Source organism: Streptomyces sp. NPDC048291 (assembly GCF_043201715.1).
GTDB lineage: Bacteria > Actinomycetota > Actinomycetes > Streptomycetales > Streptomycetaceae > Streptomyces.
In genome coordinates this window covers 196,189-208,105 of record NZ_JBICZC010000012.1, presented here as the reverse complement: position 1 = coordinate 208,105, position 11,917 = coordinate 196,189, and the positions used below count along the sequence as shown (strand labels likewise).

Annotated in this window: 8 protein-coding genes; 5 read left to right on the top strand and 3 right to left on the bottom strand. The window is 71.2% G+C overall.

Annotation, left to right across the window (positions count from 1 at the left end):
- Positions 1-48 precede the first annotated feature (48 nt).
- Entirely contained in the window at positions 49-2,790 is a 2,742-nt protein-coding gene (locus tag ACGF5O_RS31580; RefSeq protein WP_393813292.1) for a SpoIIE family protein phosphatase, read from the top strand.
- 3 nt (positions 2,791-2,793) lie between these two features.
- Here the strand turns inward: ACGF5O_RS31580 and ACGF5O_RS31575 are convergent, their stop codons facing one another.
- Positions 2,794-4,629 (bottom strand): glycoside hydrolase family 15 protein, encoded by a 1,836-nt coding sequence (locus ACGF5O_RS31575; protein ID WP_393813291.1) that lies wholly within the window; start codon positions 4,627-4,629, stop codon positions 2,794-2,796.
- 131 nt (positions 4,630-4,760) lie between these two features.
- Here ACGF5O_RS31575 and ACGF5O_RS31570 point away from each other — a divergent pair, with 131 nt between their 5' ends.
- The 4 genes from ACGF5O_RS31570 to ACGF5O_RS31555 all read left to right on the top strand — a co-directional run bounded on the left by ACGF5O_RS31570 (position 4,761) and on the right by ACGF5O_RS31555 (position 9,225).
- Positions 4,761-4,967, top strand: a complete 207-nt coding sequence (locus tag ACGF5O_RS31570; protein WP_123979411.1) for a hypothetical protein — start codon at positions 4,761-4,763, stop codon at positions 4,965-4,967.
- A 118-nt stretch (positions 4,968-5,085) separates the two neighbouring features.
- Positions 5,086-6,489 carry a Si-specific NAD(P)(+) transhydrogenase gene (gene sthA, locus ACGF5O_RS31565; RefSeq protein ID WP_393813290.1) on the top strand — a complete coding sequence of 468 codons (1,404 nt, stop codon included), beginning with the start codon at positions 5,086-5,088 and terminating at the stop codon, positions 6,487-6,489.
- Between the two features lie 291 nt (positions 6,490-6,780).
- Positions 6,781-8,253, top strand: a complete 1,473-nt coding sequence (locus ACGF5O_RS31560) for an APC family permease (protein WP_393813289.1) — start codon at positions 6,781-6,783, stop codon at positions 8,251-8,253.
- Between the two features lie 12 nt (positions 8,254-8,265).
- Positions 8,266-9,225 carry a hypothetical protein gene (locus tag ACGF5O_RS31555; protein WP_393813288.1) on the top strand — a complete coding sequence of 320 codons (960 nt, stop codon included), beginning with the start codon at positions 8,266-8,268 and terminating at the stop codon, positions 9,223-9,225.
- A gap of 101 nt (positions 9,226-9,326) precedes the next feature.
- On the opposite strand, the gene ACGF5O_RS31550 is transcribed toward ACGF5O_RS31555, so the two are convergent.
- Both ACGF5O_RS31550 and efeB read right to left on the bottom strand, forming a co-directional pair.
- The gene (locus ACGF5O_RS31550) at positions 9,327-10,478 is read right to left on the bottom strand and encodes a HoxN/HupN/NixA family nickel/cobalt transporter (protein WP_393813287.1); all 1,152 of its coding nucleotides are present in this window, start codon (positions 10,476-10,478) and stop codon (positions 9,327-9,329) included.
- A 140-nt stretch (positions 10,479-10,618) separates the two neighbouring features.
- Positions 10,619-11,890 (bottom strand): iron uptake transporter deferrochelatase/peroxidase subunit, encoded by a 1,272-nt coding sequence (efeB, locus tag ACGF5O_RS31545; RefSeq protein ID WP_393813286.1) that lies wholly within the window; start codon positions 11,888-11,890, stop codon positions 10,619-10,621.
- Between the last annotated feature and the right edge of the window lie 27 nt (positions 11,891-11,917).

The following is an 11,917-nucleotide window of genomic DNA, read 5'->3' as shown; positions in this document are numbered from 1 at the left end:
CGGGGGACGCTCTCGCCTCGCGGGGCCCGGCAGTGTAGACATGGGCTCATGGTCCGTCAGCCCGGCCGGTCCGACACTCGGCCGTCCCGATCCGGGACTCCGCGCGCGCCGCTCGCCCAGCGGGAGCCGAGCGGGCCGGGGCGTCTCCGGTCCGGACGGCTGTGGTCGGCGCTGAGCGGACGCAGCGTGGCCGGACAGGTCTTCGTGCTGCAGGTGGCGATCGTGCTGCTGCTGATCGTGTCTGCGGTGCTGGCGCTGGTCCTCCAGGTGCGGCACGACAGCAGCATGGAGGCCCGCAACCGGTCCCTGGCCGTCGCCCAGACCTTCGCCGACGCCCCCGGTACGGCGGCGGCGCTGCGGCTGCCCGATCCGACGACGGTGCTCCAGCCGCGGGCGGAGGCGGCCCGCAAGTCGACGGGCGTGGACTTCATCGTCGTCATGAACACCGAAGGGATCCGGTACACGCATCCCAAGCCGGACCGCATCGGCAAGAAGTTCGTGGGGAACATCGGGCCCGCGCTGGCCGGCGGAACCGTCTCCGAGGAGGTGCACGGCACGATCGGGGAGCTGGTGCAGGCCGTGGTCCCGGTCCGGGACGCGAACGGCACGGTGGTGGGACTGGTGTCGGCCGGCATCACCACCGCGCACGTGGGCGGCACCGCCGACCAGCAGCTGCCGCTCCTGCTGACCGCCGCCGCCGCGGCACTGGCCCTGGCGACGGCGGGCACCGCGCTGGTCAGCCGGCGGCTGCTGCGCCAGACGCACGGTCTCGGCCCGGACGAGATGACCCGGATGTACGAGCACCACGACGCGGTGCTGCACTCGGTGCGGGAGGGGGTCCTGATCGTCGGCGGCGACGGCCGGCTGATGCTCGCCAACGACGAGGCGCAGCGCCTGCTGGACCTGCCGGCGGACGCCGAGCGCCGCCGGGTCCTGGACCTCGGCCTGGACGCGCGGACGGCGACGCTGATCGCCTCCGGACGGGTCGCCACCGACGAGGTGCACCGGGTAAAGGACCGGCTGCTGGCCGTCAACCAGCGCCCCATCGAGGTGCGCGGCGGCCCGCCCGGCAGCGTCGTCACCCTGCGCGACTCCACCGAGCTGCGCGCCCTCTCCGGCCGCGCCGAGGTGGCCCGCGAGCGCCTGAACATGCTGTACGACGCCGGGGTGGGCATCGGTACCAGCCTGGACGTCACCCGCACCGCCGAGGAACTCGCGGAGCTGGCCGTGCCGCGGTTCGCGGACTACGTCTCCGTCGACCTGTACGAGGCGGTCCTCAAGGGCGAGGAGCCCAAACCCGGGGACGCGCTGCGCCGGGTGGCGTGCACCGGCATCCGCAAGGACGCCCCGCTGTACCCGGTCGGCGAGCGGTTCCAGTTCGTGCCGTCCTCGCCGCAGGGCCGCAGCCTGCAGACCGGCGAGTCCGTCGTCGAGCCGCGGCTGCGGGACTCGCCCGGCTGGCGGGCCCAGGACGAGGAGCTGACCGGCAAGATCCTGGAATTCGGCATCCACTCGCTGATCACGGTGCCGCTGCGGGCCGGGAACATGGTGCTGGGCCTCGCCAACTTCTGCCGCTCGGAGAAGCTCGACCCGTTCGACACCGAGGAGCTGGCCCTCGCGGAGGAGCTGGTGGCCCGCGCCGCCGTCTCCATCGACAACGCCCGCCGCTACACGCGCGAGCACAGCATGGCGGTGACCCTGCAGCGCAGTCTGCTGCCGCGCAGGCTGCCCGCGCAGAGTGCCCTGGACATCGCCTACCGCTATCTGCCGGCCCAGTCGGGGGTGGGCGGCGACTGGTTCGACGTGCTGCCGCTGTCCGGGGCCCGGGTGGCGCTGGTGGTCGGGGACGTGGTGGGGCACGGGCTGCACGCGGCGGCGACCATGGGGCGGCTGCGCACCGCCGTGCACAACTTCACGGCGCTGGACCTGCCGCCGGACGAACTGCTGGGTCTGCTGGACGAGCTGGTGGGCCGCATCGACCAGGACGAGACCCCGGCGGACGACGCGGACACCACGGCCACGATCACCGGGGCGACCTGTCTGTACGCGATCTACGACCCGGTGTCGCGGCGCTGCACGGTGGCCCGGGCCGGCCATCCGCCGCCGGCGCTGGTCAGGCCGGACGGCAGCGTGGAGTTCGCGGACGTGCCGGCCGGTCCGCCGCTGGGCCTGGGCGGGCTGCCCTTCGAGACGGCCGAGCTGGAGCTGCCCGCGGGCAGCAGCCTGGTGCTGTACACCGACGGTCTGGTGGAGGACCGGCAGCGGGACATCGACGAGGGGCTGGAACTGCTCGCCGGGGCCCTGGAGTCGGCGGCCGGCGGCACCCCGGAGGAGACGTGCGCGGCCGTCCTGGAGCGGCTGCCGGCCCGCCCCAGCGACGACGTGGCGCTGATCGTCGCCCGGACCCGGGCGCTGGGCGCGGACCGGATCGCCGCGTGGCAGGTGCCGGCGGATCCGGCGGCCGTCTCCGAGGTGCGGGCCAGGGTGACCCGGCAGCTGGCGGAGTGGGACCTGGACGAGCTGTCGTTCACCACCGAGCTGATCCTCAGCGAGCTGGTCACCAACGCCATCCGGCACGGCCGGGCGCCGATCGGGGTACGGCTGCTGCGCGACCGGACGCTGATCTGCGAGGTCTCCGACGGCAGCACCACCTCCCCGCACCTGCGGTACGCGGCGAGCACCGACGAGGGCGGCCGGGGACTCTTCCTGGTCGCGCAGCTGGCCGAGCGGTGGGGCACCCGTTACACGCCCGCCGGGAAGATCATCTGGGCGGAGCAGCCGCTGCCGTGACCCTCAGCCCAGCGCGCGGTCCAGGTTGAAGGCGGCGCTGATGAGGGAGAGGTGGGTGAAGGCCTGCGGGAAGTTGCCCTGTTGCTCGCCGGTGCGGCCGATTTCCTCGGCGTACAGGCCGAGGTGGTTGGCGTAGGTGAGCATCTTCTCGAAGGCGAGCCGGGCCTCGTCCACGCGTCCGGCGCGCACCAGGGCCTCGACGTACCAGAAGGAGCAGATGGAGAAGGTGCCCTCGTCGCCGCGGAGGCCGTCGGGGCTGGCCTGCGGGTCGTAGCGGTAGACGAGGGAGTCGGAGACCAGGTCGTCGGTGAGGGCGTCCAGGGTGGACAGCCACTTGGGGTCGGTCGGGGCGATGAACTTGGCCAGGGGCATCATCAGGAGCGAGGCGTCGAGGACGTCGCCGCCCTCGTGCTGGACGAAGGCGCCGCGCCGCTCGGACCAGCCGCGGTCCATGATCCACCGGTAGACGGTGTCGCGGCACTGCCGCCATCGGGGCAGGTCGGCGGGGAGGCCGCGCCGGTTGGCGAGGCGGATCGCCCGCTCGATGGCGACCCAGCACATCAGGCGCGAGTAGAGGAAGTTCTTGCGGCCCCCGCGCGTCTCCCAGATGCCCTCGTCGGGCTGGTCCCAGTGGTCGCAGACCCAGTCGACGAGGCGGGTGACGTCGTCCCACTGGGCGCTGGAGATGGGCTCGGCCCACTTGTCGTAGAGGTAGATCGAGTCGATGAGGGCGCCGTAGATGTCGAGCTGGAGCTGGCCGGCGGCGTCGTTGCCGACCCGGACCGGGGCGGAGCCGCAGTGGCCCTCCAGGTGGGTGAGCTCGCGTTCGGGCAGGTCGGAGCGGCCGTCGATGCCGTACATGATCTGCAGCGGGCCGGAGGCGAAGCCGTCGCCCGGGCTGATGTAGGTGGTCACGAACTTCATGAAGGCGGCGGCCTCGCTGCTGAAGCCGAGCCGCAGCAGGGCGTAGACGGCGAAGGCGGCGTCGCGGATCCAGACGTAGCGGTAGTCCCAGTTGCGTTCGCCGCCGAACTGCTCGGGGAGGCTGGTGGTGGGCGCGGCGACGATGGCGCCGGTGGGGGCGTAGGTGAGCAGCTTCAGGGTGAGCGCCGAGCGGTGCACCATCTCGCGCCAGCGGCCCCGGTAGCGGGACTGGTGGAGCCAGCGCCGCCAGTAGCAGACGGTGGTCTCGAACTGCTGCTGGGCCTCGGCCCGGGCGCAGCCGCGCGGGGCGATGTCCTCGCCGGCCTGGTCGAGGGCGAAGACGGCGGACTCGCCTTCGGAGAGCTTGAAGTCGGCACAGGCGTCCGGCCCGTCGCTCTCCAGCGCCACCGTGGAGGTGAGCAGCAGGGACTTGGCCGCGGACTCGAACAGCGCGGTGTCACCGAGCGTGCGCAGGGTGTGCGGGTCGGCGCCGTAGTTGAAGCGGGGCGCCACCCGGACCCGGAAGGGCACGGTGCCGCGCACGCACAGCACCCGGCGGATCAGCCGGTGCCGCGCGCTCTCGGTCGACTCGCCCGTCACCGGCATGAAGTCCTGGACCTCGCCGACGCCCTCGTCGGTGTAGAACCGGGTGATCAGCACGTTGGTGTCGGGGAAGTAGAACTGCTTGGTCCGGGCCGGTACGGCGGCGGCCAGGGCGAAGAAACCGCCGCGCTCGGCGTCCAGGACGGCGGCGAACACGCTGGGGGCATCGAAGGACGGGCTGCAGTACCAGTCGATCGTGCCATTGCTGCCGACCAGGGCCACGCTGCGCAGATCGCCGATCAGCCCGTGTTCGGCGATCGGCAGGTAGCGAGGGCTCCCGGGCGCATTCTGGAAGAACGCCTGCTCGGCCATCGTGACGGCCTCCCCGGAACGGATGTACGGTCACCTTACAACCTAAAAGGGGTGAATTCCCTCCCGGGATGCGGGGTGCGGCCGGGCAGGCAATCGTGAGAGTGTGCACCCCGCTCCGTGAAGGAGGGACCATGTCGACCTCAGAACCCGAAGCGTCCCGGCCGTCCGACGACCGCGCCACCCCGGACTCCCTGCTGCACAGCGCCCCCGGCACCGGGGTGGCGCCCGAAGACCTGGTGATGGCGTCGGGCCGGGACGTCACCCCGGCCACGCTGGAATGGGCCAGGAAGAAGATGGAGCGCGAGGGGCCGAACTGCATCGAGCGGCTCCTGCCCTGACACCGGCGGCGGGCGGGGCCGGTGGGGCACGCAACGGCCCAGGCCCGTACCGGATTTCACGCGAAGGTTGCTCGTTCACCCTTTCGAAGCGGGGGCGGCTGCTGACAGACTTCGCAGGGTGCCCGACTTCGAGATGCTCGTCATCGGTTCCGGACCCGGCGGCCAGAAGGCCGCCATCGCCGCCGCCAAGCTCGGCCGCCGGGTCGCCGTCGTGGACAGCCCCGACATGGTCGGCGGCGTGTCCATCCACACCGGGACCATCCCCTCCAAGACCCTGCGCGAGGCGGTCCTCTACCTGACCGGCCTGACCCAGCGCGACCTGTACGGCCAGAGCTACCGGCTGAAGGAGGACATCACCGTCGCCGACCTGACCGCGCGCACCCAGCACGTGGTCAGCCGCGAGGTGGACGTCATCCGCAACCAGCTCTCCCGCAACCACGTCACCCTCTGCTCCGGCACCGGCCGGTTCGTCGACCCGCACACCGTCGCCCTGCGCGAACCGAACGGCAACGAACGGCTGTTGACCGCGGAGCACATCGTCATCGCCACCGGCACCCGGCCGGCCCGCCCGGACAGCGTCGAGTTCGACGGCCGGACCATCATGGACTCGGACAACGTGCTGTCCCTTGAGCGGGTGCCGCGCTCCATGGTCATCGTCGGCGCCGGCGTCATCGGCATGGAGTACGCGAGCATGTTCGCGGCGCTCGGCAGCAAGGTCACCGTGGTCGAGAAGCGCGCGGCCATGCTCGACATGTGCGACGTCGAGATCGTGGAGTCGCTCAAGTACCACCTGCGGGACCTGGCCGTCACCTTCCGGTTCGGGGAGACCGTCGCCGCCGTCGAACGGCATCCGCGCGGCACGCTGACCGTGCTGGAGAGCGGCAAGAAGATACCGGCGGACACGGTGATGTACTCGGCGGGCCGCCAGGGCCTCACCGACGGACTCGACCTCGACAAGGCGGGCCTGTCCGCGGACCGGCGCGGCCGGATCAAGGTGGACGAGCACTTCCGCACCGAGGTGCCGCACATCTACGCCGTCGGCGACGTCATCGGCTTCCCGGCGCTCGCCGCGACCTCGATGGAACAGGGCCGGGTCGCCGCGTACCACGCCTGCGGGGAGCCGGTCGGGCAGATGGACAACCTCCAGCCCATCGGCATCTACACCATTCCGGAGATCAGCTTCGTCGGCCGGACCGAGGACCAACTGACCGGCGACAGCGTGCCGTTCGAGGTCGGGGTGGCCCGCTACCGGGAGCTGGCCCGGGGCCAGATCATCGGCGACTCGCACGGCATGCTCAAGCTCCTGGTCTCTCCCGAGGACCGACGGCTGCTCGGTGTGCACTGCTTCGGAACCGGAGCGACAGAACTGATCCATATCGGTCAGTCGGTGATGGGCTGCGGCGGCACGGTCGACTATCTGGTGGACGCGGTGTTCAACTACCCGACGCTCGCGGAGTCGTACAAGGTTGCGGCCCTGGACGCCACCAACAAGCTGCGGCAGCTCGACCGGCTGGAGGACTGAGGGGCCGGCGGAACCGCTGCTTCCGGCGTGTGAGTTACCGGCCCCAGGTGGCATATGTGATTACCGGTCGGTCAGCTTGAAAGGTCAAAGAGTGCCGCTATAGTCACACCCACACACGCGGTGTGACCGTTCGCCGACTCTGGGCATACGGCCCTCACCACCTTTCTCTTCCGACCGGTCCTTGCCCGAGGCCATCCCTCACCGGGCGCGGGGCGGGTCGTGCACCCCCCACCCGTACCGCCGCGGGTCAGCACTCCCGTGCGCCCTGCACGACCGGAAAGCAGCACAGCCATGAGCAACAACAGGGGCAGAGGGCTCCAGGCCAACGCCCTCGGCACGTTCGACACGGTGGTGATGGCCGTCGCGGGCAGCGCACCGGCGTACTCGCTGGCCGCGACCACCGCGGTGTTGGTCGGGGCGGTGGGGCTGGCCAGTCCGGCCGCGTTGCTGTGGTGTGCGATACCGATGCTGGGCATCGCGCTCGCCTTCAGCTACCTGGGCCGGATCGACGTGAACGCGGGCGCGAGCTACTCCTGGGTGGGCCGCACCCTGCACCCGTTCCTCGGCTTCGTCAGCGGCTGGGCGCTGGTGGTGTCCGCGACCATCTTCATGGTGGCCGGCTCGCTGCCCGCCGGGTCGATGACGCTGTCCCTGTTCGACGCGGACCTCGCCGACAACGTGGCGCTGTCCACCGTGGTCGGCGCCGCCTGGTTCCTGGTCATGCTGGCGGTGGTGCTCGGCGGCGCCCGCCTCACCGTGCGCGCCCAGCTGCTGATGTCCGGCATCGAGCTGGCGATCCTGCTGCTCTTCGCGGTGCTGGCCCTCTTCCACACCGGCAACGCCCGCGCCTTCGACTGGTCCTGGCTCGGCTTCTCGCACTTCGACGGCGTATCCGGCTTCGCCTCGGGCGCGTTGATCGCCGCGTTCTACTACTGGGGCTGGGACGTCACCAGCAACCTCAGCGAGGAGACCCGCAACTCCCGCCGCACCACCGGCCTCGCGGGTCTGATCGGCGTCGGCATCGTCTTCGCCCTGTTCGAGGTGTTCACCATCGCCGTGAACGTGATCCTGTCCTCGGACCAGATCGCGGCGAACGACGCCGACGTGCTGGGCGCGCTGGGCGACGTGATCGCGCCGGGCTGGGGCGGCAAGCTGCTCATCGTCGCCGTGATGCTGTCGACCATCGCCACCCTGGAGACGACCCTCATCCAGGTGACCCGCTCGCTCTTCGCGATGGGCCGCGACCGGACGATGCCGACCGCGCTCGGCAAGGTGCACCGCACCTGGAACACCCCGCACGTCGCGATCGGCGTGGTCGGCGCGGTCGCGCTGACCCTGTTCATCGCCTCCAACGCGCTGGGCTCGGTGGGCGAGATCCTCTCCGACGCCATCTCGGCGATCGGCCTCCAGATCGCCGTCTACTACGGCCTCGCCGGCCTCGCGGTCGTCGTCGCCTACCGCAAGATGCTCTTCAGGTCGGCCGGCAACTTCCTGCTCGGCGGGCTGTGGCCGCTGTGCGGCGCGGTGTTCATGTTCTGGATCTTCGTCGAGTCGCTGGGCGAGCTGAGCACCGCGGCGATCACGATCGGCATCGGCGGTCTCGCCATCGGCCTGGTCCCGATGCTCTGGTACTGGCGGCAGGGCAGCGACTACTACCGGCCGGCCAAGCTGGACGCCACCCGCACGGTCGAGGCCGACTACGTCCCCGACGACCATGTCACCGTGCACGCCCAGGCTTACGAAGGCCTCCCCACCGACTTCTGAGGTACGAGTCCGATGGCGCGCGAACGTTTCGCCCCCGACTTCGACCCGGACTGCGGGGACGAATCCCTCACCTCGGCCCGTCATGACATCGTCATCGGCCGCTGGCAGGGCCTCCGGGAACTGCTCCGGGCCACCGGCCCGGACTGGCTGGTCCGGGGACACCGGGTACGGCTGCTGGCACAGGCCTGCGCGGGCAACTCGACGGCCGAGTCCTGGCTGGCCGCCGAGCCGCACGGCGCCGACTCACTGGTGCTCCGGGCGGCGACCGAGACGGCCCGGGCGTTCACCCTGGCCATCTCGGCGGGCCGGGGTGTCCCGATCGACCGGGCCAGGATCGACAGCGCCGTCCTGGCCTGCCTGGCCGCCGCCGACGCCTACCCGCAGGACCCCACGCCCTGGGTCTCCCTGATCTCGGTGGCCCGGCTGTATCCGACCGGGGTGCGCCGGCAGGAACTCGCCCGCTGGTGGGACGAGTTGCACCGGCGCGACCCGTACAACGTGGAGGGCCACCTCCAGGTGCTCCACTACTACTCCGCGCGCTGGCACGGCACGCACGGCCTGATGTACGACTTCGCCCGGGACGCGGCCGGGGTCGCCCCGCCCGGCTGCCCGCTGCCGATCCTGGTGCAGTACGCCCGCGTCGAGGAGTTCCGGTACGCCCTCGACTCGGCGGCCGGACAGCAGAACCCGGTCGCGCTCAGCCAGCACTGGAAGCACGACGGCGCGGTCAGCGACGTACGGCGCACCTGGGAGCGGTGGGTCGCCCAGCGCGGCGAGGGCCCGGTCGCCCCGGGCGAGCTGCGCGACCTCAACCACCTGACGCACGCGGCCTGTCAGGCGGGCGTCACGGACCTCGCGGTGGAGCTGCTGCGGCTCCAGGGGCGGCGGGCGACCCGCACGCCGTGGTCGTACACCGGGGACGCGGAGAAGCAGATCGTGAAGTGGCGGGCGGATCTGAAGATGCGTGGGTGATACGCCGGATGCCGACCGCGCCGCCGTCGTGGCTTGTCGCGCAGTTCCTCCCCCAGCCTTCGGCCGGGGGGACCCCCAGCGCCCCTTCGGGGGCGCGCTGATCAGCCCTCGGTTTGTTCGGCGAGGCCCGCCGTCCACTTCTCCTCGATGCGGCCCGCCTTCCAGATCAGCAGGGCGATGGCCCAGGTGGCGAAGAAGAGGCCGACGATGACGAAGCCGACGGTGTTGAGGTCGAGGCCGGCGACCCAGTCCCAGAAGACGCCGTGCAGGTCCATCTTGTCGGCGAGGAGGCCGAGAAGCTCGACCGTGCCGATGATGAGGGCGACGGCGACGGACAGGCCGGTGATGGTGAGGTTGTAGTAGACCTTGCGGACCGGCTTGGAGAACGCCCACTCGTAGGCGAAGTTCATGAACGAGCCGTCGATGGTGTCCAGGAGGGACATGCCGGCCGCGAAGAGCACCGGCAGGGTGAGGATGGCGTACCAGGGCAGGCCGGAGGCGGCGCCGGAGCCGGCCAGGACCAGCAGCGCGATCTCGGTGGCGGTGTCGAAGCCGAGGCCGAACAGCAGGCCCAGCGGATACATCTGCCAGGGCTTGCGGATCGAGCCGGTGACCCGGCCGAGGAAGCGGTTCATGAAGCCGCGGTTGTTGAGCTGGGTCTCCAGGGCGGCCTCGTCGTAGGCCCCGGAGCGCATCTGCCGGAAGACCTTCCAGATGCCGGCCAGGATGACGAGGTTGATGCCGGCGATCAGGTAGAGGAAGGTGCCGGAGACGGTCGTACCGATCAGGCCGGTGACGTCGTGCAGGTGCGAGTTGTCGTCCTGGACCGGTCCGGCCAGGGTCTTCATGCCGAGCGAGAGCAGCAGGGCGAGGCCGAAGACGATGCTGGAGTGGCCGAGGGAGAACCAGAAGCCGACCGACAGCGGGCGCTGCCCCTCCCCCATCAGCTTGCGGGTGGTGTTGTCGATGGCCGCGATGTGGTCGGCGTCGAAGGCGTGCCGCATGCCCAGCGTGTACGCCGTCACACCGATGCCGATCCCGAAGGACTCGGTCCCGACGCTGAAGTGCTGCGGGGCGATGATCCCGACCAGGGTGCCCCAGCCGATGACGTGCAGGGCGAGCACGAAGCCGGCCATCCCGCCGACCCTGATCCACTCCTGCCGGGTCATGGAGCTCCGGACACGGCGCCAGGCCGAGCGCTTGGTCTCGGCCTGGGCGGGGAGGGACGGAGCGGAACCAGGGGCGGCCGTCATCGGGAGGTGACATCCTTCGGTCGAGCGATGGGCAGCTGCCTAGGGCAGCCTTGTGCCATCCTCCCGTACTTGCACATCGTTCGCAGCAACGCCCGCGACAGGGCTTCACCAAGAGAACGTCATGGAAGGGTAAAGGCCGGTCAGGCCGACAGCAGGCCGCTCCCCAGCCAGTCCTTGGCGTTCTTCACGCCGGGCAGGGCGAAGAAGTAGCCGCCTCCGGTCGGGGATATGTAGTCGACGAGCGGCTCGTCGATGAGCCGGGTCTGGGTGGCCTCGAACTGGCGCCGGACGTCCTGCTGGTAGCAGCAGAAGGCCAGGCCCATGTCGAGGTTGCCGACGCCGTCGATCCCCCGGTCGTAGTTGTAGCCGCGGCGCAGGATGCGGGAGCTGTCGGTCTTCGCGGTGCGCGGGTTGGCGAGCCGGATGTGGGCGTCCAGCGGGATGGCGCTGCCCTTCGGGTCCTTGGCGTAGTTCGGGATGTCGGTCTCCTTGGCGCCGTCCAGCGGGGCGCCGGTGTCCTTGCGGCGGCCGAACATCAGCTCCTGCTCGCTGAGCGAGACCCGGTCCCAGAACTCGACGAGCATCCGGATGATCCGGATCACCTGGTAGCTGCCGCCCGCCGTCCAGGCCGGCTCGCCCTGCCCCTCGCCGACCCAGATCAGCCGGTCGGTCTCCCGGGCCGAGTTCACGTCCGGGTTGGCGATGCCGTCCTTGAAGCCGAGCAGGTTGCGCTGGGCGCCGGTGGGCCGCGGGGCGTTCTGGAAACCGTCGATCCGCCACTTGATCTGCATGGCGCCGCGGGTGTGCTTGGCGATGTCCCGCAGTGCGTGCAGGACGGTGTCGGTGCTGTCGGCGCAGATCTGCAGCGAGAGGTCGCCGTGGCACTCGGCGGCCTTCAGGTTGTCGTTCGGGAAGGTCCGCATCGGGGTCAGCCGGGCGGGCTTCGCCTTCGCGAGGCCGTAGCGGTCGTCGAAGAGGGAGGCGCCGACGCCGACGGTGACGGTGAGCGCGTCGGAGGGGACCTCGGGGCCGAGGATGCCGTTGTCGGCGGGCGGGGCGCCGACGCCGAGGTCCTCGGGGGTGCCGCCGGAGGTGAGGAAGCGGGCCCGTGCGGTGATCGTCTTCAGCAGGTCGGCGAGCTCCTGCCGGCTGTCGGCGATGACGTCGAGGGAGACGAAGGTGGCGGCGGCCGGGGCCGGGGTGAGGATGCCGGCCTGGTAGATGCCGTGGAAGGGGACCTTCGCGGTACCGCTCGCGTCGGCGGCCTGGGCCTCGGCGGTGCCGCCGGCCTGGCTCAGCGCGAAGCCGCCGCCGGCCAGCACCGCGCCCGCGGCGCCGGCGCCCAGCGCCGTCCGCACGAAGGAGCGGCGGCCCGTGCCCATGGGGCAGGACGGGGTGTCGGCAGCGGACATCGGAGGGTTCCCTTCGTCGTACGGGTG